A 23,023-nucleotide genomic window follows, 5' to 3' on the forward strand; every position below is an offset into this window, starting at 1 on the left:
GTATGCTCAAACAGTACCTGCTCACGTTTTGTCTGATCATTGCTACATCTCTTACTGCCCTCGCGCAAGCGCCCGCCAGCGGGGTGAAGGGGGTTATTAAAACCAAAAAAGGAGAGCCGCTTCCATTTGCAGCCATCATTGTCAAAGGAACGAGCGTCAGTACGATTTCCAATGAGGAAGGCCATTACCAGCTCGATCTGAAACCCGGGTATTATGAAGTGATTTTTCAATACCTGGGTTACAAGACGGGTCAGAAAGGCTTCACTGTGGAAGATAAGATGCAAACCTTCGACCTCACGATGGAGGAGCAGGCGCTGAACCTCGGCGAGGTCCGCGTTGGTGCCCGGGACGAGGATCCGGCATACACAATTATGCGGAGCGCCATTGCCAAAAGCCGCTACCATTTCCTGCAAGTAGACAGTTACACGGCCAAAGTGTATTCCAAATCGTCGTTTGTGATCACGGACTTGCCGCTGGAATTTCTGTATAAGAAGGAAATGAAGGAAATGGAGAAGGAAACCAACTTCAAAAAGGGCGTTCCGATGCTGAATGAGACGGTTTCTGAGGTGACGTTCCGGCAACCCAGCGTGTACAAACAGCGGGTGATCGCCACGCGCAGCAGTATGGATAAGAACATCGCCGATCCGAATATGTACCTGCTGGCGAGCTTCTATCAACCGGAAGTGGTAAAAGCCGTTTCGCCGCTCTCGCCGCGCGCATTTGCTTATTATAAGTTCGAATACCTGGGTGCGTTCCGCGAGAATGGCATCGAAGTCAACAAAATCAAAGTGACGCCCCGCAACTGGGGCGAGGGCGTGTACCGCGGCACGATCCAGATCATCGAAGGTGAATGGAGCATTTATAGTCTGGATTTACAGACGGTCAATACCGGTTTTCGGCTGGATATTAAGCAGGTATATAGCCCGGTGCAGGGGGTCTGGATGCCTGTTAATCAACAATTTCATGTGGAAGGAGGTATTTATGGTTTTAAGGGAAAGGGCGATTTCGTGATCTCGCAATCGTTCACGAATGTGAAAGTCAATCCTACCTTCAAGCCGGATATCGTTGTAATCGACAACAAGAAATATGCTGACGAAGCAAAAAAGGTACGGCTGACCGGCCGGGAGATCAAGGCGCAGAACATGGAGCAGGTGGTGAGTAAGCAGAAAGCGTTTTCGGCTAAAGACCTGCGCAAAATGATGAAGGAATACGAAAAGCAGGAGCTCAAAGAAAAAGAGAAGAAAGGCGAGGACGTGGACTTGAAAATGAGCCGGGAGGATTCGACACAGGTGGATTCGATGGCTACCCGGCGGAGCATGGCCTTCTGGGATTCTCTGCGGACTGTGCCACTTACTGTGGCGGAGGTGAAGAGCTACACGCGGCTGGATAGCCTGGTGATTGTGAATGCAGGTTCTGAAAAACAGCGGGATAGCTTGAAAGCGCGTAATGGGGATACGCTTAAATCGAAGAAGGGCCGCCAATTTGGTTTCGGAGATTTGCTTACCGGGCACAATTTTCGACTGGGCAAAGAAAGTCCCTACCGGCTGGATTACATCGGGCCATTGCCGGGTGTGCAAGTGAATACAGTGGAAGGGTTGGTACTGAATGGGGCCGGATTGAAATTGCGGCATTCGGGCACTCGTGCGGGTGTAAAGACGGGTGCAGGTGGGAAGTCGGAAGTTGTCAGGGGTGGTCAGGAATGGTCTCTGGGAGGGGTAACCCGGTATTCGTTTGGGCGCAATAAGCTGCTTGTGACGGGCATAGGCGATTACAGTTGGGCCCGCAACACAATCAGCGTTTCCGGTGGTCGGGGCATTGCCCAGTTCAATGGCGAAAGCCCGATGCATCCGTTGCTGAATACATTTACGACATTGTTTTTAGAACAGAATTTTGTCAAGGAATACCAAAAGGATTTCCTGCGGATCGATTTCAAAAACAGCCGGGAAAACGAGCATTTCGAAATAAAAGCGAGCGTCGAATACGCAGACCGCACAGCGTTGCCGAATCTCGAAAAAACGTCGCCGTACCGCTGGATCGACTGGAAACGACGGGAGTATACTTCCAACGTTCCCTATAATGTGGAGACCGAGACGGATGCGAAAACACTACCTCCGCCAATGCGTCCCCACCAGGCACTGACCGTCGGCATTGCGGCTTCCTACAAGCCCTGGCAAAAGTACCGCACCCGCGGCGGCAAAACATCGTACTATGACGACGATTCGCCCAAACTTTCGGTCAACTACCGGAAGGGCGTCCACGGTGTATTCGGCAGCGACGTCGATTTCGATTTTGTGCAGATCGGCATTCAGCACGGCTTCGACCTCGGTATCCGAAGCCGCTTGCGCTACAAGCTCGCCGCCGGGAGTTTTCTCAATGCGGACAGCCTGCAATTCCCCGATTTCCAGCATTTTGCCGGCAACCGCTTTTTCTTCCAGTTCGGCGATCCCGTCGGGACATTCCGCATGCTGGATTATTACAAATACAGCACTTCCAAAGAATTTCTCGAAGCCCACGTCCTCGCCGAGCTCCGCCAGTTCCTGCTGACTCAAATCCCGTGGTTCCGCATTCTGGGCGTGAAGGAGAACTTTTTGCTGCATTACCTGGCCACTCCGGATTCCAACAACTATGCCGAGCTCGGTTATGGACTTGATATCGGCATCCGCTTCCCGCTCCGCGTGGAGGTGGTGAATAATTTTGAAGGGTTTAAATATAAGAGTACCGCGTTTCGGATAGGGACTACGATGAATATTAGTTGGGGGAGGAATTAGAGATTGGCAACTTTTTGGGAATGGATTCCTAAAAAACATCGACTTTTTAGGAATCCATTCCCAAAAAGTCAGGTTTTTCGGCTTCTTTTAGTAGAAATCTCTAAGTTTGGCTGTAATCTCTTCTTCGCTGGGTAACAGTTTTCGATATTGCTTGGGCAACTGGTTGGTAGTGTTGTAGGTGGCAACACCGATAGGCAATGCGGTATTTTTTAAAGAATATTCAACAACAGTCCTATCCTTGTTTTTACAAATGATAATTCCAATCGACTCGTTCTCGTGGGGCAGCCGCACCTTGTCATTCAAAACTGATAGATAGAACTCCATTTTGCCCTTATGCTCGGGTTCAAACTCGCCAATTTTAAGGTCAATTGCGATCAGGCATTGTAGTTTTCGATGGTAGAGGAGCAGATCGACCCAATAATCCCTTTCTCCGACTTCGATTCGGTATTGATTTCCGACGAAAGTGTAGTTGTTTCCCATTTCCAGCAAAAATTTCCTGATGTTTTTCACGAGCTGCTGTTCCAACTCTGATTCGGAATGCAGTTCAGCGAGGTCAAGAAAATCGAATGTGTAGTTGTCCTTGACTGCTAAAAGAGCCTGCTTGCTCGTTGGTTCAGGCAAGGCATAATTAAAATTGGTTTGATTGAGCAGATACCGTTCAAATGCCTTGTTTTCGATCTGGTGGATCAGCGTATTTTTCGACCAGCTGTACTTGCTAGTGGAGAGGATGTAAAATTGCCTTTCCTGACTCAGTTTACATTTGGATAATATGACCAAATGCTTGCTCCAGCTAATTTCTCCAACCAGTGGTTGGAGATTTATATCTGATTGATAATCAGTATAAAACTGTACCATATACCAAATATTTGTCGTCGAGAAACCACTCGATTTCGGGAACTCTGCTTGCAGTTCTTTCGACAGTGACGCAACGATCGATTTGCCCCAGCTTTCGCTTTGTTTTTCAGCAATCGATTTACCGATTTCCCAGTATAGCTGGATTAGTTTGACATTGACGGTCTTCAATGCCTCGTACTGTGCTGAGCGCACTTTTTCTTTGATTTCAGCAATAAACTGTCTCTCTGAGATTTCCGGATTCATATGTAAGATGAGTTAGGTTCCGACCTTTTGACGTATGAACTCCGATTTGGTAACTGTTTGTAGAATAAACTTTTTTGCAAACATCCCATATTTGTCTCTCTGGTGACTTATCTTTACCCTCATTAAAATCTCCTGATAAAATACCATCTCCACAGAATCGAGCGCAGCTCTTCTGTAATCTCCCGGGATCTTCGATCGGGACAGTTTACTGCATCCAAAATTTTATCAGAGAGAAATGGAAAGAATACAAAAAATAGCCGTGATTGGCGGCGGAGGTCGTACGGGCCAATATCTTGTCAGTCAGCTTATTGGAAAAGGTTATTCACTCAAATTGCTGCTCAGGCATCCCGAACGGTTTACAATTCAGAGCGATTTGATCGAGATCGTGCATGGCGATGTCCTCAATCCGGAGGCTGTCGGTGCATTGCTGGAAGGGTGCGACGCCGTTTTGAGCACGGCGGGGCAGCGGCAGGACCAGCCGCTGGTAGCAAGCCAGGCCAGTATCAACATTCTGAATGCGATTGGTGACCGGCCGGTGCGGTACATGGTATTGGCTGGATTGAATGTCGATACGCCGACGGACCGGAAGAGTGAGGAAACAGCGAAGGCGACGGAGTGGATGCGTACGACTTTTCCGGCCATTCACAACGACCGCCAGAAATCTTATGCAATTCTCGCAGAAAGTAATGCTGAATGGATCATGGTGCGCGTGCCGTACATTGAATTCAATGGGAACCGTGCCGAAGTGAGGGTGAGTGCCACAGATTCGCCGGGCGCCAAGATCGACGCGGCGGATATCGCCGGTTTTATGATTGATCAGCTTACGGATGATACCTGGCTGCGTAAGGCGCCGTTTATCTCCAACTAAAAGCAATGGCCGGCAAATTTCGTTTGCCGGCCATTTTCTATATTGAATCAAATGTGTTTAAACCAGTGCATTCCAAAGGATTTCCGCGGGATGCAGCGCCCTGCGGCCTGTTCCGTCGTGGATCTGGTGTCGGCAGCTGGTACCCGGAGCGGCGATGATCACTTCCTCCGGCTGCTGACGCACCGTCGGGAAGAGTACAAGTTCACCGATTTGCATAGAAATATCGAAGTGCTCTTTTTCATATCCGAATGAACCTGCCATACCACAGCATCCCGATGGAATGAGTTGTACGGTATAGTTTTCAGGCAATGAAAGCATCTTTTTAGTCGGTATTACACTCGAAATAGCTTTTTGCTGACAATGTCCGTGCAGTTTGATGAGCCGTTTTTCTTTCGTAAACTGGTTTTTCGAAATGTTTTTCAGCTCGATTTCGCGCGCAATAAACTCGTCGAACTGCAATGCATTCTGAGCTACTTTTTTGGTGTCTTCTACCAGTTCGTCGCTGACCAGATCAGGGTATTCGTCTCGGAATGTGAGGATCGCCGATGGTTCGATGCCCACTAGCGGCGTATCGTGCGAGATAATGTCTTTCAACAGACGGATATTCTCCTCCGCGATTTTCTTCGCGTCTCTCAGCAAACCTTTGGATAGCTGCGGCCGTCCCGAAGGTCCGTGATTTGGAATAATCACCTCGTAACCCAGCTTTTCCAGCGCGAGAATAGCCGTTTTACCAATTTCTACATCATTATAATTGGTAAACTCATCGCAAAACAAATACACTTTTCGCTCTGATTTTGGGGCGTTGTTTTTCCGCTGGTCGTACCACTTTTTCAATGTCGTGCTGTGTAGCAGCGGCATGGTGCGTTCCGGGTGGAAGCCTACGACGGTATTGGCAATTTTGCGTAGCGGCGCATTCTTGAAAATCAGATTGTATGCCCAGGGAACGTAGCTGGCAATGCCGGTCATTTTCGAGAAATTACCGATCAGCCACGAGCGTACCGGAATACCGTTGGCATCATGATATTGCTGTAAAAACTCCATTTTCAGTTTCGCAACATCCACATTAGAAGGGCATTCGCCTTTGCAGCCCTTGCAGGCGAGGCACAGGTCGTACACCTCCTTGATCTCCTTGTTGTCGAACCGGTTTTCTTTGGGCGAGCGCGTGAGCATCTCGCGCAGGATGTTCGCACGGGCGCGGGTGGTGTCTTTTTCGTTGCGCGTAGCCATGAAGCTCGGGCACATGGTACCACCGCTCAGATGCGTTTTCCGGCAGTCGCCCGAGCCGTTGCATTGCTCGGCGTGTTGCAGGATATCCTGGTCGTAGAAACGGAAATTGGTTTTGAATGCGGGCGTTTTCTGGTCGGCCTCGTAGCGCAGGAACGTGTCCATCGGTGCCGTGTCGACGATCTTGCCCGGGTTGAAAATGTTATTCGGGTCCCAGACTTTCTTGATGTCCTTGAAAAGCTGGTAGTTATGTTTGCCCACCATTTTCGGGATAAACTCCCCGCGGAGGCGGCCGTCGCCGTGCTCGCCTGAAAGCGAGCCGTCATATTTCTTCACCAAATCCGCAATCTCTTCCGCGATCATCCTGAACTGGCGGTGTCCTTCGCTGGTTTTGAGGTTGATAATCGGCCTCAAATGCAGCTCTCCCGAGCCTGCGTGCGCATAATGCACAGCCGACATTCCGTGTTTTTTCAGGATTTCGTTGAATTCGCGGATGTATTCCGGCTGATCGTAGACGTCTATTGCTGTGTCTTCGATCACGGCAACTGCCTTTTCATCACCGGGGATATTGCCCAGCAAGCCGAGCCCGGCTTTCCGCAACGTCCAGATCTTTTTGGTATCATCGCCGAAAAGCAGCGGATAATGGAAACCAATACCCGCTTCTCTGAATTCTTTTTCCAAATCCGAAGCCAGCTGCTCCACCTCCTCTTTTGTTTCGCGGGAAAGGTCCACGACCAGGATCGCGGGAAACTTGCCGTCGGGTTTGTTCTTGACGAAGAATGCGTTTTTTCGCTGTTCTACATTGGTAGCGGCGCATTCCAGGACATACTCGTCGATCAGCTCCACTGCGTGCGGGCCGTATTTGAGTGTCAGAATGGTTGCCCGCAGTGCTTCGTCGATCGTGTCGCAATGCACGCACACGAGGCCTTGTGTCTTCGGCGGCAGCGGCACCAGGTTCACCTTGATCTCCGTCAGAAAACACAGCGTACCTTCCGATCCGGCGATGAGGCTGCACATGTTGAATGGCTTGTCGGCATCGGTACCCGTCGTGTAAGGCGCCATGTTCAGGAGCATATCGAGCGCATAACCGGTATTGCGGCGCTCTACCGAAGGTTTCGGGAAGTTTTTCCGGATCTCGGCCTGGTTTTCGGGCGAGGCCAGGATGGCATCTGTTTTAAGGTATATTTTATCCAAAAGCGAGGCGCTGCCGTTTTTCTGACGGGCGTCGTTCAGGAGCGATTGCAATTCGCCGTTGCTCACTTTTTTGAATTCCGCATCGCTACCGTCGGCCAGGATCGCCTTTACTTCCAGCAAATGCTCCCGCGTGCTCCCATACACGATCGAGTTGGAACCGCACGAGTTGTTACCGACCATCCCGCCAATCATCGCCCGGTTGGCGGTAGAAGTCTCAGGCCCGAAATACAGTCCGTAGGGTTTCAGCGCCATATTCAGTTCGTCGCGCACGACGCCCGGCTGCACGCGTACCCAGCGTTCTTCCGCGTTTATTTCAAGGATTTTATTGAAATTTTTCGAAACGTCTACTATTATACCGTTACCTACTACCTGGCCTGCGAGCGAGGTGCCTGCAGTGCGGGGAACCAGCGAAACTTTCTTTTCCGTGGCATACGAGATGAGCGTTTTCAAATCGCCGATCGACTTGGGGATCGCGACGGCAAGCGGCATTTCACGATAGGCAGATGCGTCGGTTGCATATAACGTCCGCATGGTATTGTCGTAGAAGAGGTCACCCTCGAGGCGTTGTGCAAGCAAACTCAGATCTGCATCTGATACTGGAGACAGGGATGTCATAAATGCAATTAACTGGAAAAATAACGAACTCAAAGTTACGCACAACCGCGAAGGAAGTCCAGCAAAATGTTGGGTAAAGTGCGAGGTGACTGCTAATCCTCACAGCGGGCATTTGCATTACGCTCCGTCACGGCCATTGCTTCGGGCCTAGATTGACGGCAAAATGGCCGCTGCAAGCAATTATTGATCGGCAGATTAGCAAGATGTCCGGTAGAATGACATATTTGCTTCTTTTTTGAAAAGGAAGTGTTTGATTCCATGAGTTTAACCTAATGACGATTAACTGTTTTATAGCTTCACGGACATTCATTTTGCTCGGTTGCCTTGGCGCCTTGTTTTCTTGTAGTGATTCTGAAAAAAATGAGAATGCCCTGTTCGAGCAAATGGATGCGTCCGAAACGGGGGTTGATTTCGTCAATAAAGTCGAAGACAAGGAAGATATCAACATATTCAACTACCGCAATTTTTACAATGGCGGTGGCGTGTCGATCGGCGATATCAACAATGACGGCCTGCCGGATATCTATTTCACCGCAAACATGGGTGAAAACAAACTTTACCTGAACAAGGGCAACTGGAAATTCGAAGACATTACCGCCAAAGCAGGGGTTGCCGAGCCTGAGAAATGGAGTACAGGTGTGGTGATGGTCGATGTGAATGGCGATGATCTGCTGGATATTTACGTGTGCAATGCGGGTTATCAGAAGTTTGTGAACAAGCAGGGCAACTCGCTCTATATCAACAACGGGGACCTGACTTTTACAGAGTCGGCCAAAAAATACGGCCTTGACGAGACCGGGTATACCAGCCAGGCCGCGTTTTTCGATTATGACCTCGATGGAGATCTCGATGCCTATATTCTTAACAATAGCTTTATTCCGGTAAACACGCTTAATTATGCCAACGACCGCAATTTGCGGGCGAAAGATTGGCCGGTGAAGGATTTTCTGAAGGGGGGCGGTGCCAAGTTGTTGCGCAACGACACCGGAAAATTTGTGGATGTGAGCGAAGAGGCTGGTATCTACGGCAGTCTGATTGGCTTCGGCCTGGGCGTGACGGTGGGGGACATTAATGGCGACCTCTATCCCGATATGTATGTGTGTAATGATTTTTACGAGCGAGATTACCTCTATATCAACCAAAAGGACGGTACTTTCTCGGAAGAGCTTGAAAAACGCGTAAAGCATACCAGCCTGGCGTCGATGGGGGCAGATATGGCGGATATCAACAACGACGGCTTCCCGGAAGTGTTCGTGACGGATATGCTTCCCCGTGACGAGTATCGCTACAAGACCACTACTTCCTTTGAAAACCACTACCTGTTCAACCTGAAAAAGGAAAAGGGCTTTTACAACCAGTACATGCAAAACAGCCTGCAATTGAACAACCAGGATGGGACATTCAGCGAGATAGCCAATTACTCGGGTGTTGCGGCCAGCGATTGGAGCTGGGGTGCATTGCTTTTCGATGCCGATAATGATTCGAAGACCGATATCTACGTTTGCAATGGCATTTACCATGATATTCTGAATCAGGATTTTATCGATTTTTTTGCCAACGAGGTGACTCAGAGAATGGTGATGTCGGGCGAAAAGGAGAATATGCAGAATATCATCGATCACATGCCTTCCACGCCTATTGCCAACAATTTTTTCCATAATGAAGGAAATCTGCAATTCACGGAAAGAGCGCAGGAATTTGGGTTTGGAAAGACCTCATTTTCAAATGGGGCCGCCTACGCCGACCTGGACAACGACGGCGATCTCGACCTGGTTGTGAATAATGTGAATGAGCCGTGCTTTGTCTATAAGAACAAATCGGAGTCGGTTAAGGAGAAAAACCACTATATCAAACTCAACCTGAAAGGCAATGGCATGAATACGCATGCCATTGGTTCGAAGGTGGAGATTTATGCCGGTGGACAGGTTTTCAGTAAGCAGGTAAATCCTTCCCGCGGTTACCAGTCGAGCACGGAATATCCGCTTACCATTGGTTTGGGGAAAATTGCAAAGATCGATTCTGTGCGGGTGCTTTGGCCCACGCGAAAAGTGACCAGTATGCGCGATGTAAAACCCGATACGCTGCTGACCCTTAAAATCGGTGACGCTGCGGGTAATTACAGCATGCCTTCTGATAAGCCGGGACGAATGCTCATGAGTATTGCGCCCAACGGCTTCGATGCGCATCGGGAAAACAAATACGAGGATTTTTACAATGAGCGGAACATTCCGGCTATGCTGTCGCGGGAAGGGCCGAAAGCGGCTATCGGGGATGTCAATGGAGATGGTCAGGACGACATTTATATAGGTGGTGCCAAAGGGCAGGGGGGGCAGTTGTATTTGCAGAAAGGAGGGCAGTTTATCAAATCGCCGCAAGTGTCTTTCAGCGATCAGGCGGGCTTTGAGGATACGGCTGCGTTGTTTTTCGATGCCGATGGGGATGGCGATAAAGACCTCGTTGTAGGCAGTGGCGGAAATGAAAGTCTGGTGAAAAGCCCCGATCTGCCGACACGTTTATACCTGAACGACGGCAAGGGAGGTTTTACCCTCCATAGCGGCGCATTCCCTCCTAATGCGATGAACACCGCCGTTGTCGTGGCCGATGACTATGATCGTGATGGCGATCTCGATCTTTTCGTCGGCAGCAGGAGTGTCCCGCGGGAGTATGGATCTACGCCCACCAGCTATCTATACGAGAATGATGGAAAGGGTGTTTTTAAAGATGTTACCAAAACGATAGCGCCCGGGCTTAGCAAGGCGGGAATGGTAAGGGATGCCAGCTGGACGGATATTGACGGCGACGGTAACAGGGAATTGCTCGTGGTAGGCGACTGGATGGCCCCGCTGGCGTTCAAGTTTTCGGGCGGGAAATTCAATCAGGTTCAAACGGGCCTCGAAGGCCTTACAGGTTTCTGGGGATCATTGAAAGCCGAGGACCTGGATGGCGACGGCGACCAGGATATTGTGCTCGGGAATATCGGTGAAAATTTTACATTGAAAGCTTCGGCGAATGCCCCCTTGAAGATATGGATCAATGATTTCAACAAAAACGGGACGATAGAGAAAGTTATTTCCAAAACGGTAGATTCAAAAGACCTGCCCGTGCTCCTGAAGCGTGAGGTGACGACCCAGTTTCCTTTCCTGAAAAAGAAAAGTATCAAACATTCGGAGTATGCGGTGCTGACTATTCAGGATTTGTTTCCTGAGGAATTGCTGAAATCGGCGGTGGAAAAGACGGTCAGTTCCGTGCAATCGGGCATTGCGGTGAACGACGGCAAAGGACGGTTCAAAATGGCGGCGCTGCCTTACACGGTGCAGTTTTCGTGCCTGAATGCGATCCAAAGCCAGGACGTGAACCACGATGGTAAGCCGGATATCATCGTAGCCGGGAATTTCAGCCATTTCATTCCGCAGCTCGGTAGCCTGGATGCCTGCCGGGGCAATGTGTTGATCAATAAGGGTAATATGCAGTTCGATGTGCTCCGTGCCAATCAAAGCGGATTCGCATTGGATGGAGAAGTGAAGCAAATCAGCCCCATTAACATTCAGGGCGGGCATTACCTGGTAAACCTGGTTAATAATGCACCGCCCGTTCTTTTTAAAATCAATTAGCAGGAAATGATCGCGTACTTGCGATCATAAACTTTCCGTTCTGCCGCCGTCCACAGCCAGGCTCACGCCGCTGATGCTCGCCGCCGCGGGACTAGCCAGGAATGCTACGGCCGCAGCCACTTCTTTGGCCTCGCTGAACCGGCGGATAGGGATGCCGGCTTTCAGCTCTTCGGCTACTTGCTCCTGGGTTTTGCCCTGGTTTTTACTCCGCATTTCCAGCACGGCGTCGAGTCGCGCCGTTTCGGTATAACCAGGTAATACATTGTTGACGGTAATGCCGTATTGCCCGAGTTCGAGTGACAGCGTTTTGGCCCAGCTGGCTACGGCGCCGCGAATGGTGTTGGACACGCCGAGGCCAATGATCGGCTGCTTCACTGAGGTGCTGATGATATTGATAATGCGGCCAAAACCTTCCTTCTTCATCGAGGGTACCACCGCCTGCGCGAGGAACTGGTTGTTGATCACGTGCATTTGAAAAGTTTTCAGGAACTGGTCGGCCTCCGCTTCGATGATCGGGCCACCCGAAGGACCTCCGGTGTTGTTGACGAGAATATGGACTTCCGGGCAGAGGCGGAGGTAGTTTTCAATGGCCGATTTCACGGCTTCATGATCGGCGAAATCGGCTACCACATACCGGTGGAGCTGTCCTAGCGAGGTGTCCAGGTCTTCGACGGCCTCACGCAGTTTTTCTTCGTTCCGGGCCACCAGGGTCACGTTTGCGCCCAGTAATGCGAGTTCAACGGCAGCTGCGAGCCCGATGCCCTGGGTGCTCCCGCATACCAGCGCTGTTTTTCCGGTCAGGTCGAGGTTCATGGTTTTAGCTTTTTAAACTTGGTTTCAGAATGATAACGTTTTGATTTTCGTCTGTTCCGCTGCCGGTTTCGTTGATTTTTCGGCTATCTTTGCGGTTTATTTTTCAACATGGGACAAGCCGAAATGCCGAATGTAAGCAAAATCCCGCATTTGTAATCTTAGAGCAAACGTTGCACAATGTCTAAAAAAATCCAATCCGCGCTTATTTCTGTTTATTACAAAGACGGTCTTGAGCCTTTGGTCCGCCTCCTGCACAACAACGGCGTAAAGCTGTACTCCACCGGGGGAACTCAGACTTTCATTGAAAATCTCAACATTCCCGTAACCGCTGCCGAAGAGCTGACCGGTTATCCATCGATTTTCGGCGGGCGTGTTAAAACGCTTCACCCGGCCATTATGGGCGGTATTTTGTATCGTCGCGACGATGCGGGCGATGTAGCGCAGGCAGCGCAGTACAATATCCCGGCCATCGACATGGTGGTGGTGGATCTTTATCCTTTCGAGGAAACAGTGGCATCCGGCGCGAGCGAGGAGGACATTATCGAAAAAATAGATATTGGCGGTATCTCCCTGATCCGCGCAACGGCAAAGAACTTTAAAGACACATTGATCGTCTCTTCCCGCAGCCAGTATGCGGAGGTTGTAGAGTTGCTGAATGCAAAAGCGGGTGCTACGGATGTCGAAGACCGTCGTTACTACGCAGGTCTGGCATTTGGCGTTTCGTCGCATTACGACGGCGCTATCAATAGCTTCTTCACATCGGGAAAAGAAACGACTGATAAAGAACTTTTCGATTTCACCAACCTGGCGTCCCAAACGCTTCGTTATGGAGAAAACCCGCATCAGAGCGCGACTTACTACGGCGACCTTGAAGGTATTTTCGATAAACTGCACGGAAAAGAACTTTCATACAACAACCTTGTGGACGTGGATGCGTGCGTGAGCTTGATCGACGAGTTCGCCGACGCTCAGCCTACATTCGCGATCATTAAGCACACCAATGCCTGCGGTATCGCTACGGCGCCTACCGCGAAAGAGGCTTATGACAATGCATTGGCTTGTGATCCGGTTTCGGCATTCGGTGGTGTAGTCATTACCAATACCAAAGTGGATCTGGCAACGGCTGAGGAATTGAACAAGCTGTTCATGGAAATCCTGATTGCGCCAGCTTACGACGAAGAGGCGTTGACGCTTTTGAAATCCAAAAAGAACCGCATACTGTTGAAACGTAATAATGTGGTGTTGCCGCAAATTATGTTCAAAACCATTCTGAACGGCGTATTAGTGCAGGACAAAGACCTTGCTACCGAAGTTGCGGCGCAGTTTACGACTGTTACCGAGAAGGCGCCTACCGCCGGCGAGGTTACTGCCCTTGAATTTGCATTGAAGGTTTGCAAGCATACCAAATCGAACACGATCGTTCTTGCGAAGGAAAACCAGTTGCTGGCAAGCGGTACCGGTCAAACTTCACGCGTGGATGCATTGCGCCAGGCGATTGAGAAGGCAAAAGCATTCGGCTTCGACCTGAATGGCGCGGTAATGGCTTCCGATGCGTTCTTCCCGTTTGCCGACTGCGTGGAAATCGCGCATCATGCGGGTATTACCGCGGTGGTTCAGCCGGGTGGTTCTATCCGTGACAAGGATTCGGTGGATTATTGCAATGCAAATGGCCTTGCGATGGTAACTACCGGGGTTCGTCACTTTAAGCATTAATTTTTAGTTGCCACGAAGGCACGAATTACCACGAATTCGTGCTATTTCGTGTCTTTGTGGCAAAAAATATAACCCTTGAACCCACTCCGGAAAGTCACCCGATTTCTTCTGACCGGATTCATCATCCTGTTGGGTAGCCTCTTTTTCCTCTACCCGCAGATCTTCTACTGCGAGCTCATCGCATTCTCCAACTTCAAGTCGACGGATAAAAAGGTCTATTTCAGCCCGGATATCAACCGAAACAGATACAAAACCCTCAAAAGTACCATCGCGCTCGCCGAGGCGCGCATTGATTCCTTTTACCAGGGCAAAAAATCCAGCCCTAAAATCATCATTTGCCAAACCCCGGAGCAATACAAGAGATATTGCAGTAGCACCGAAGGCGCCGGGTGCAGCATTGGCACACCCTGGGGAAGCTCCTACATCATCCTGAATGCGCAAGGCGCGAATATCGACGTGATTGCGCACGAAATGAGCCATATCGAATTGCTGAAACGCATTGGCTGGTGGCGCACTACCAACGACATTCCCCAATGGTTCAACGAAGGCCTGGCATTGATGCTCGATCGCCGCTTTGTAAGCGAAACTACGCCGCGTGATCGTTACCGCGCGTATAGGTACGAGTGGCGTTACTACACGCGCAATGGCCGCGACCTGCTTTTGCTTAAAGACATTTCCACCATGCGGGAGTTTTTTGGCGGTAGGCAAAAACACGTAATGAGTGCCTACATGACCGCCGGAATGGAAGTGTCGTACTGGCTTTTGCTTCGTAGGGAGGCTGGACTGCAACGTTTTATCGCCAAAATGCAGAATGGGGCTTCCTTCGACGAAGCGTATGGGCCCATGCGTCCCCACCATTTTAAAGATTCGAAGAAAATATCAGAGTAAAGCATTACGAATAGGTGCTTACAGGCTATATTTATGCGCTCCTTTTCAAAACGGGATGGAATATTGGCATGCCTGTTCGGGTTTTGCACTTTTTTTTGAAAATAATGTACGTTTCAATCTAAGCTGATCAATTTCATTCATTCATCTATTTTATTATTTGAAATGCAACAATTACAAACACTGGATTATGTCGTCTTCTTCTTTTACTTCATTGTAGTCTCCGGTTACGGTTATTGGATTTATCAGCGGAAAAAATCAAAAGTTGAATCTACAAAAGACTTCTTTCTCGCGGAAGGCTCCCTCACCTGGTGGGCGATTGGTGCTTCGCTGATCGCGTCGAACATTTCGGCGGAACAGTTTATCGGGATGTCTGGGAATGGCTTTTCGATGGGTCTCGGGATTTCGACTTATGAATGGATGGCGGCGGCAACACTCATTATAGTGGCCGTCTTTTTTATGCCTATCTATCTCAAAAACAAGATTTACACCATGCCCCAGTTCCTCAGCCAGCGGTATAACCAATCGGTGAGCTTGATTATGGCGGTGTTCTGGCTGGCATTATATATTCTCGTGAACCTGACGTCGATCCTGTATCTGGGAGCGTTGGCCGTTTCGGGGATTTCAGGGCTTGACTTTCAGTTTTGTATGATCGCGCTGGCGGCTTTTGCCATTATTATTACAATCGGCGGGATGAAAGTAATCGGTTTTACAGACGTAATTCAGGTGTTCTTCCTCGTGATTGGTGGTTTGGCTACTACTTATCTGGCGATTAACCTCGTATCGGACAATGCGGGTGTGGAAGGCATCGCGCAGGGTTTCAAAGTAATGCGTGAGAATCACGACGATCACTTCCATATGATTTTCCCTAAATCCAGCCCATTCTATATGCAGCTGCCTGGCCTGGCTGTATTGCTCGGCGGTATGTGGATCGTGAACCTGAACTACTGGGGTTGTAATCAATATATTACGCAGCGCGCATTGGGAGCGGATTTGAAGACTGCCCGTAACGGTATTCTTTTCGCGGCATTCCTGAAATTGTTGATGCCCGTAATTGTGGTATTGCCCGGTATTGCAGCTTATGCATTATACAGCAAAGGCATGTTCCAGGCTGAAATGCTTGGTGAAGACGGTGTGATCAATGCGGATAAGGCATATCCGGTGCTTCTGAACTTGCTTCCAACCGGTTTGAAAGGCCTCTCTTTCGCTGCATTGACAGCGGCCGTAGTGGCGTCCCTGGCTGGTAAAGCAAACAGCATTTCAACAATTTTTACACTCGACATTTTCAAAAACTACATCGGTAAGAACGCCGACGAAAAGACCCTCGTGCGCATCGGCCGCGCGGTGGTGGTGATCTCGATGATCCTGGCAATCGTGGTTTCTCCTTATATGGGTATTGATAAAAAAGGCGGCTTCCAATTCATTCAGGAAATGACGGGTTTGTTGTCGCCGGGTATTTTCGCGTCGTTCATCATGGGCTTCTTCTGGAAACGCACCAACTCCGCGGGCGCATTGTTCGCGATCGTGGGCGGGTTTCTGATCGCGCTTGCGATGCACAACAACTATTTCCCGTTTGCCGACTGGACTCAGGTTCCGTTCCTCGACCGCATGGGCCTCGTGTTCCTGATATGCGTGGCGGTAATGTTCATCCTCGGTATGGTTATGCCTGACGAGAAAAAGGGCCTTGCCATCGATGCTTCGATGTTTATGCCGCACCGCACTTTCGTGACCGGTGCCATCGTCGTTATTGCGATTATATCTTACTTGTACGGCCATTTCTGGTGAGATAGCCGTCATATAACACAAAAGGGGTCGGAATCAATTTTCGGCCCCTTTTTGTTGGTGATCGATCGAGCGCTTATGCTTCTTCGATGATCGTGATTTTCTGGATCTTGTCGCCCTGGCGGATCGCGTCAACCGTTTCGATGCCTTCTACCACGCGGCCGAAGCAAGTGTGGTTCCTGTCGAGGTGCGCGGTATTATTACGGCTGTGGCAGATGAAGAACTGTGAACCGCCGGTGTTACGGCCGGCATGTGCCATGGAAAGCACGCCACGGTCGTGGTACTGGTTGCCGCCGGTAAGCTCGCAATCGATGTGGTAGCCAGGACCTCCACGGCCGGTGCCGGTAGGGTCGCCGCCCTGGATTACGAAATCAGGAATTACGCGGTGGAAAATCACACCGTCATAAAAGCCTTTTTTAGAAAGATCAACAAAGTTTTTCACTGTGTTGGGAGCATCTTCATCATAGAATTCGATGAGCATTGTGCCCTTGTCAGTGATCATTTCCGCTTTTGTCATGTCAAAAGTGAGTATTAAAGAGGTACGAAAGATAAGCAGGGCCGCATTGTGCCCTTGCTATAATAACACAAAGAAAAGGATAATGTATCCTTTTCTTCTTATGAACTTTCAAATAAAATAACGGAGGTTATGACCCTGCCTTGGGCCCAGTTTCAGCCTTAGCCAGCGCTGCGGCTTTTTTCTGCTCGATCTTGAAGGCAGAAAGGCGGTCGACCACATCGCCGCTTCCCCATTCGCGGCTTCTTTCGGGGTTGGAGAACCATTCTTTTACGGCGAGAATCTTATAGAGGTACCTCGCAGTCTCCGAATTGAGGCGGAGTTTGAAAAAATCATCCTTATTCTGTGAATCCATCCGGTTTTGGATGTGCGTCGGGCCTGCGTTGTATGCAGCAGCTACCAATGTCCAGGAACCTAGTTGTTTATACAGGTCGCGGAGGTACTTGCCTGCCGCGTGGGTCGATTTGACCAAATGTTTGCGGTCGTCCCTGGTTTCATTTACAACCAGCCCGAGAGATTTTGCCGTAGATGGCATCAGTTGCCAGTATCCGGCGGCGCCGCGATGAGAAGTAACCTCATCTTTCATAGCGCTCTCTATCAAAGGAATATACTTAAAATCGGCTGGTACTCCGTACTTCTTGAGAATGGGTTCAATGATCCGCATTCTCTTTTTCGTTGTGGTCATCAGCTTACGAAAAGTGGGATTGTCGTAATTTCTGATCGTGTTTTGATATCGCTCGGCGATTCGAAGCTCTGATAAAGGAACGGCTTCGCCACAGAAGTCAATAGCAAGAAGATCTGAATCAATGATGGTTGTTTCTTTCAGCTCCTTCTTTTCCACCTCCACCTCGCTCATCGGACTTTTTCCGAATAATGCGATTGAGAAGGCCATAAAGATAAGTCTAATCATGCATTTTGTATTTCGTGAAACATCATTTCAGGCACAGGGCCGAAGTGCAAAGATAACGGGATTGAATAAATAAAATTTCAATTTGAGGTAAAAAACTGATTTTTAGGGGTTTGTTAAAGGCGATTCTAGGACAAAAATAAGAATGCTGCATTTGGCCTCCGGCAAGTGATCCTGAATAAAAACCGCGCCAGCCGGGCACAACGTGAAATTTTAATTGGTAAAATGCGCTTAGCACCAAATGCAAACTCTTGTATTAAATGTAATTATAGCAAGAGGTGGTCTTTTTAGTATAAGTTTTACCTATTGATGGTCAGTTGGTTACAAACTAGTGTTCTGTGGGGATAATGGTATTATTGTGGAAAATGTCGCCAATTGTCGGCTGGAACTGACTTTTCGGAGACAATTTCGAGCTGTTCCATTTACACTCGCGAATGTGTTAACTTGCACTTTCTGCATGGCATTTTTTGAAATATGGTCACAGTCAACGAGGCAAGAGAGAGAATTATTGCAAACACTGAAACGTTGCCATCGGTACAAATACCATTGGGACAGGCCGTCGGCAGTTATCTGGCGGCAGACGTAGTTTCTCCGATAGCGCTTCCGCCATTCAGGCAGTCGTCGATGGACGGGTACGCGATCGTGCATTCCGATGTGACCGAAGCCGGGACATCGCTGCACCTCGCAGGGGAGTCGAAGGCCGGCCAGGCCGATTTGCCGGTTGTGAGCGCAGGCATGGCGGTGCGCATATTCACAGGTGCACCCGTACCCGATGGTGCTACGGCGGTGGTGATGCAGGAGAATACCTCGTTGGCGGACGGTTCCGTACAAATCCATGAATTTCCGGTTACGGAAGGAAAAAATGTCCGCCGGGCAGGACAGCAGATCGCTCAGGGAGCGGTTGCATTGCGTGCCGGAACGCTCCTATCACCGGGTGCCGTCGGGTTTTTGAAGGGAATGAATGTGAATGAGGTGTCGGTTCATGCAAAACCGCGGATAGGTTTGCTGGTCACAGGTGATGAGTTGCTGAAAGCGGGCGAAGCGTTGGAACCCGGCAAGATATACGAATCCAATTCGGCGATGCTGCAAGCCGCACTGGCTCAGGCCGGTATCACCGAGGTTTCGATTAGCTATGCTTCGGACGACTTCGATGCTACGGTGGCAGCGCTGGGAGCGTTGTTGGAAGCGTATGACGTAGTACTTGCTTCGGGCGGGATTTCGGTAGGTGATTATGATTTTGTAGGTAAAGCATTGGAAGCATTGGGGGCAGAGACGATCTTTTACAAAGTGCGGCAAAAGCCCGGGAAGCCGCTTCTTTTTGGCAAAAAAGGTGAAAAACTGATTTTTGCATTGCCGGGTAATCCGGCGTCCTCACTGGTTTGCTATTATGAATATGTATTGCCGGCATTGAAAAGAATAATGGGCAGCAAGGAGCCGTTCCTAAGATCGGTGAAGCTGCCTTTGCGGCATGCGTACCGTTTCGACGGCGAGCGCGACGAGTTTTTGAAAGCGCGGGTGGAAGCCGGCGAAGTGGTATCGCTCGATGGGCAGGAGTCGTTCGTGATTGGCTCATTTGCGGTTGCCAATGCGATCATTTACCTGCCCGTGGTGCAAAATCGGGTCGAAGCGGGTGAACTGGTGGAGGTACATTTGCTCCCGCTCTGAACCCGACGGGCCGGATGCGGGTTATTGGGTTGAACGGATATCAGGTACCAATGAGTTTTCAAGTCAAATATTTCGGAATGCTCGCGGAGATCGCCGGGCTATCGGACGAAGTCTGGAATGCGGCCGGTGGCCTGACGGTAGGCCAGTTTCGTGCGCAAATGCTGGACAAGTATCCTGCTATGCGCGATAAAAAATTCAAAATAGCGGTCAACCAGAAGATTTCAGAGGATTTTGTATTAATCGAAACCCCGGCGGAGATCGCATTGCTCCCACCGTTTGCGGGAGGTTAACAGCAGGACATGGAAAAAGCACATAAACCGAAAAAGGTATTTGTTCAGGGGCCGATCAGCCCCGATTTTGTCGCGAAGTCGATTGCGAGCCACCAATCCAAAACCGGCATTGGTGCCCACGCAATATTTCTCGGGCAAATCCGCGCCGACCAGAAAGAAGGCGGTGCCGTGACGGGCATCGACTACACCGCCTACGAGGAAATGGCGGAGCAGGCATTCCACGACATCCGGGAGGCCGCATTTGCCAAATTCGAGCTCACTTGCATGCACATATACCATAGCCTTGGCCTCGTGCCCACGGGCGAAATCAGCCTTTTTGTGTTCGTTTCATCCCCGCATCGTAGGGCTGCATTTGAGGCTTCGGAATATATCGTGGAAGAAATTAAAGCCAACGTGCCCATTTTCGGTAAGGAGCTGGTAGGTGAGGCGGGGCAGCATGTCTGGAAGGAAAATACGTAGTCAGGTATTGTCAGATGTAGTCAGGAGGTCAGGTGTAGTTATGCAATTGTCTTAGAAACCAATACTTGACCATTTCTGACCACACATGACAATACCTGACATTTAAAACGATTCAAAATTGTAAATGGTCGACATTACCCATAAAACCAACACACTTCGCATTGCAACTGCGCAGGCTATTGTACAAGTAAGCAAGCCGGAGACTGTGGAGGCGATTCAGAACCGTACTGTGCCGAAAGGTGATGTTTTTGAAATGGCAAAGGCTGCGGGCTTTCTGGCGGTTAAAAAAACGCCCGATTTACTGCCCGACTGCCATCCTATCCCGGTGGAATACACCGGCGTTCAGTACCGGATCGAGGATTTGACGATCGTCATTGAATTGACGGTCAAGACAATATATAAAACAGGCGTCGAGGTGGAAGCCATGCACGGCGCGTCGGTGGTAGCACTCACGATGTACGACATGCTCAAACCGATCGATAAAGGCGTTGAGATTCGGAATATCCGTTTGTTGGAGAAAAAGGGAGGGAAAAGCGACCGCAAACCCGCGCCGGAAGGTCTGAAAACGGCCGTAGTAGTCTGTTCTGACAGTATCTCAAAGGGAATAGGCGAAGACAAATCCGGCAAGAAGATCATCGAAAAACTGAAAGCATTCAAGCTGGAAGTGAGCGATTACAGCATTATCGCCGACGACAAGACGGGCATTCAAACCAAATTGCAGTCACTGCAAACGGGAGGATACGATATGGTGCTCATTACGGGTGGTACCGGATTGTCGCCCAGAGATGTAACACCCGAGGCGGTGTCCGAGCTGCTCGACCGGGAAATTCCGGGCATTGCGGAGACGGCGCGCCAATATGGCCAGGAGCGTGTCCCGACGTCGATGTTGTCGCGATCTGCGGCCGGTTTTATCGGCGAAATGCTGGTTATTACCATGCCCGGCAGCACGGGAGGTGTAACGGAATATATTGATGCGCTCTTTCCGCATGTTTTACATGTTTTTAATGTTTTAGAGGGGAAAAAACACGATTAACAACAACCCATGGCATTGCCTATTGTAGATACATTTGGTCGCAAGCACACTTATCTGCGCATTTCGCTGACGGATAAGTGCAATCTCCGTTGTACCTATTGTATGCCGCAGGAGGATATGCAATTCATGCCTTCCAAATGGCTCATGCAGGCTGATGAAATCGCTTATCTGGCAGGCCTGTTTGTGGAAATGGGTGTTGAAAAAATCCGGCTTACGGGCGGTGAGCCGCTGGTCCGCAAGGATGCCGGTGATATTATTTCCGATCTTGGGAAGCTGCCTGCTTCACTCACGCTGACGACCAATGCCGTTTATGTGGATCAGTTCATACCGGAATTGAAGGCGGCCGGGGTGACTTCGTTGAACGTGAGCCTGGATACGCTGCAAGAAGAGCGATTTCGGTCCATTACCAAGCGTGATCATTTTGGTAAAACACTGGACCACATCCGCCTGCTCCTCGATGAAGGCTTTGTGGTGAAATTGAATATGGTGGTTATGCGGGGAACGAATGACGATGAGGTCAATGACTTTGTGCGGATGACGCTCACGGAGCCTAACCTGCACGTCCGTTTTATCGAGTTCATGCCTTTCAAGGGTAATCAATGGGATTTGTCCAAAATCGTTTCCTATGCGGATCTGCTCGCCGGTATTGGTCAGGAGTTTGAATTCCAGCCGGTCGCTGGTGAGTTGCACGATACTGCCCGTCGATTTCAGGCAAATGGCGGCGCCGGTACTTTCGGCATTATTGGCACTGTCACCCACCCATTCTGCGAAGGTTGCAACCGAATCCGTCTCACCGCCGACGGAAAACTCAAAAATTGCCTTTTTGATACCTCCGAAGTCGACCTTCTCACTCCATTGCGCAAAGGCGACGACGTGCGTCCGCTCATTTACGCGCATTTCCACAAAAAACACTTCGCCCACGGCGGCCACGCCAGCTTCTCCGAACAGCAAGCCAAGACGGAATACGAGCAGAATCGGGAGATGATTGCGATTGGAGGGTAACACCGCTTAACCTCCTATTTTACCGTCCAAACTTTGTATGCAACAGTGGCCTGAACGGTTACCTCATTGGTTCGAAATCAATTCAGTTTACCAATCAGTTAACCTTCAAGAGCCATGCCAAACATCTTAAAAACCGCCGTTACCGCAGCATTCGCATTATTTACAATGACTGTCCAGGTGCAAGCCGATCCGATTGTTTCGCCGAAAGCGGAATGTAAAAACAACACTTGTGAAAAGTTTCGCGTAGGTATGTACCGCGTGCGCAACACGATGTCGATGAATGTGCTGATGGAAAAGGAAAAAGGCGAAAAGGTGGCGATTCGCCTGTTGGATAGCAAGGGGAATTTGCTTCACGAGGAATTCGTACCTAAGTATATTACAAAAACCGGCCGGAAAATAAAGTTTGATGAAATGGGTGATGGGGTTTATACGCTCGAAATCTCGAATGACAACGAGAAGATCGTTAAAAGCATCTACCTGTCTACCAAAGAAGTGCGTGAAGTAAGCCGGACGCTTTTAGGAGTGAATTAATTCAGGTTACCCAAATATGTGCGTTACAGGATGCCGCCGCAGCGTTCCTGT

General features: G+C 49.7%; 17 protein-coding genes. 12 read left to right on the plus strand and 5 right to left on the minus strand.

The window, feature by feature from the left end; all coding sequences use genetic code 11:
* Positions 1–2: 2 nt before the first annotated feature.
* Complete coding sequence (locus J2Y43_RS26670; RefSeq protein ID WP_309989725.1) at positions 3–2,768, plus strand: DUF5686 and carboxypeptidase regulatory-like domain-containing protein; 2,766 nt, start codon at positions 3–5, stop codon at positions 2,766–2,768.
* 87 nt (positions 2,769–2,855) lie between these two features.
* Here the strand turns inward: J2Y43_RS26670 and J2Y43_RS26675 are convergent, their stop codons facing one another.
* On the minus strand, positions 2,856–3,866 hold the full coding sequence (locus J2Y43_RS26675) for a PDDEXK nuclease domain-containing protein (protein ID WP_309989722.1): 1,011 nt from the start codon (positions 3,864–3,866) through the stop codon (positions 2,856–2,858).
* Positions 3,867–4,101: 235 nt separating this feature from the next.
* Here J2Y43_RS26675 and J2Y43_RS26680 point away from each other — a divergent pair, with 235 nt between their 5' ends.
* Positions 4,102–4,734: an NAD(P)H-binding protein gene (locus J2Y43_RS26680; RefSeq protein ID WP_309989719.1), complete on the plus strand. Its 633-nt coding sequence runs from the start codon at positions 4,102–4,104 to the stop codon at positions 4,732–4,734.
* A 57-nt stretch (positions 4,735–4,791) separates the two neighbouring features.
* On the opposite strand, the gene J2Y43_RS26685 is transcribed toward J2Y43_RS26680, so the two are convergent.
* Positions 4,792–7,767, minus strand: a complete 2,976-nt coding sequence (locus J2Y43_RS26685; RefSeq protein ID WP_309989715.1) for an FAD-linked oxidase C-terminal domain-containing protein — start codon at positions 7,765–7,767, stop codon at positions 4,792–4,794.
* Positions 7,768–8,039: 272 nt separating this feature from the next.
* Here J2Y43_RS26685 and J2Y43_RS26690 point away from each other — a divergent pair, with 272 nt between their 5' ends.
* Positions 8,040–11,378: a VCBS repeat-containing protein gene (locus J2Y43_RS26690; RefSeq protein WP_310226674.1), complete on the plus strand. Its 3,339-nt coding sequence runs from the start codon at positions 8,040–8,042 to the stop codon at positions 11,376–11,378.
* A gap of 24 nt (positions 11,379–11,402) precedes the next feature.
* Here J2Y43_RS26690 and J2Y43_RS26695 read toward each other — a convergent pair whose 3' ends face one another.
* Positions 11,403–12,191: an SDR family oxidoreductase gene (locus tag J2Y43_RS26695; RefSeq protein WP_309989709.1), complete on the minus strand. Its 789-nt coding sequence runs from the start codon at positions 12,189–12,191 to the stop codon at positions 11,403–11,405.
* A gap of 177 nt (positions 12,192–12,368) precedes the next feature.
* Between J2Y43_RS26695 and purH the strand changes: the two genes are divergently transcribed.
* The 3 genes from purH (at position 12,369) to J2Y43_RS26710 (ending at position 16,574) form a co-directional block, all read left to right on the plus strand.
* A complete protein-coding gene (purH, locus tag J2Y43_RS26700) occupies positions 12,369–13,904 on the plus strand; it encodes a bifunctional phosphoribosylaminoimidazolecarboxamide formyltransferase/IMP cyclohydrolase (protein WP_309989706.1) in 1,536 nt (511 codons plus the stop codon).
* 75 nt (positions 13,905–13,979) lie between these two features.
* Positions 13,980–14,792, plus strand: coding sequence for a hypothetical protein (locus J2Y43_RS26705; protein WP_309989703.1), 813 nt, complete (start codon positions 13,980–13,982; stop codon positions 14,790–14,792).
* 162 nt (positions 14,793–14,954) lie between these two features.
* Complete coding sequence (locus J2Y43_RS26710) at positions 14,955–16,574, plus strand: sodium:solute symporter family transporter (RefSeq protein WP_309989700.1); 1,620 nt, start codon at positions 14,955–14,957, stop codon at positions 16,572–16,574.
* A 73-nt stretch (positions 16,575–16,647) separates the two neighbouring features.
* On the opposite strand, the gene J2Y43_RS26715 is transcribed toward J2Y43_RS26710, so the two are convergent.
* Positions 16,648–17,088, minus strand: coding sequence for a peptidylprolyl isomerase (locus J2Y43_RS26715; protein ID WP_309989697.1), 441 nt, complete (start codon positions 17,086–17,088; stop codon positions 16,648–16,650).
* A gap of 127 nt (positions 17,089–17,215) precedes the next feature.
* Positions 17,216–17,977, minus strand: coding sequence for a lytic transglycosylase domain-containing protein (locus J2Y43_RS26720; RefSeq protein ID WP_310226677.1), 762 nt, complete (start codon positions 17,975–17,977; stop codon positions 17,216–17,218).
* Positions 17,978–18,466: 489 nt separating this feature from the next.
* Between J2Y43_RS26720 and glp the strand changes: the two genes are divergently transcribed.
* The 6 genes from glp to J2Y43_RS26750 all read left to right on the plus strand — a co-directional run bounded on the left by glp (position 18,467) and on the right by J2Y43_RS26750 (position 22,972).
* Entirely contained in the window at positions 18,467–19,657 is a 1,191-nt protein-coding gene (gene glp, locus J2Y43_RS26725; protein ID WP_309989692.1) for a gephyrin-like molybdotransferase Glp, read from the plus strand.
* Between the two features lie 50 nt (positions 19,658–19,707).
* On the plus strand, positions 19,708–19,947 hold the full coding sequence (locus J2Y43_RS26730; protein ID WP_090148288.1) for a MoaD/ThiS family protein: 240 nt from the start codon (positions 19,708–19,710) through the stop codon (positions 19,945–19,947).
* Positions 19,948–19,956: 9 nt separating this feature from the next.
* Positions 19,957–20,406: a molybdenum cofactor biosynthesis protein MoaE gene (locus J2Y43_RS26735; RefSeq protein WP_309989688.1), complete on the plus strand. Its 450-nt coding sequence runs from the start codon at positions 19,957–19,959 to the stop codon at positions 20,404–20,406.
* 124 nt (positions 20,407–20,530) lie between these two features.
* A complete protein-coding gene (gene moaCB, locus J2Y43_RS26740) occupies positions 20,531–21,439 on the plus strand; it encodes a bifunctional molybdenum cofactor biosynthesis protein MoaC/MoaB (RefSeq protein ID WP_309989685.1) in 909 nt (302 codons plus the stop codon).
* Positions 21,440–21,448: 9 nt separating this feature from the next.
* The gene (gene moaA / locus J2Y43_RS26745; protein WP_309989682.1) at positions 21,449–22,441 is read left to right on the plus strand and encodes a GTP 3',8-cyclase MoaA; all 993 of its coding nucleotides are present in this window, start codon (positions 21,449–21,451) and stop codon (positions 22,439–22,441) included.
* Between the two features lie 114 nt (positions 22,442–22,555).
* Entirely contained in the window at positions 22,556–22,972 is a 417-nt protein-coding gene (locus J2Y43_RS26750) for a hypothetical protein (RefSeq protein WP_309989679.1), read from the plus strand.
* The last annotated feature ends 51 nt before the right edge of the window (positions 22,973–23,023 follow it).

Source organism: Dyadobacter sp. BE31, assembly GCF_031457695.1.
GTDB lineage: Bacteria > Bacteroidota > Bacteroidia > Cytophagales > Spirosomataceae > Dyadobacter.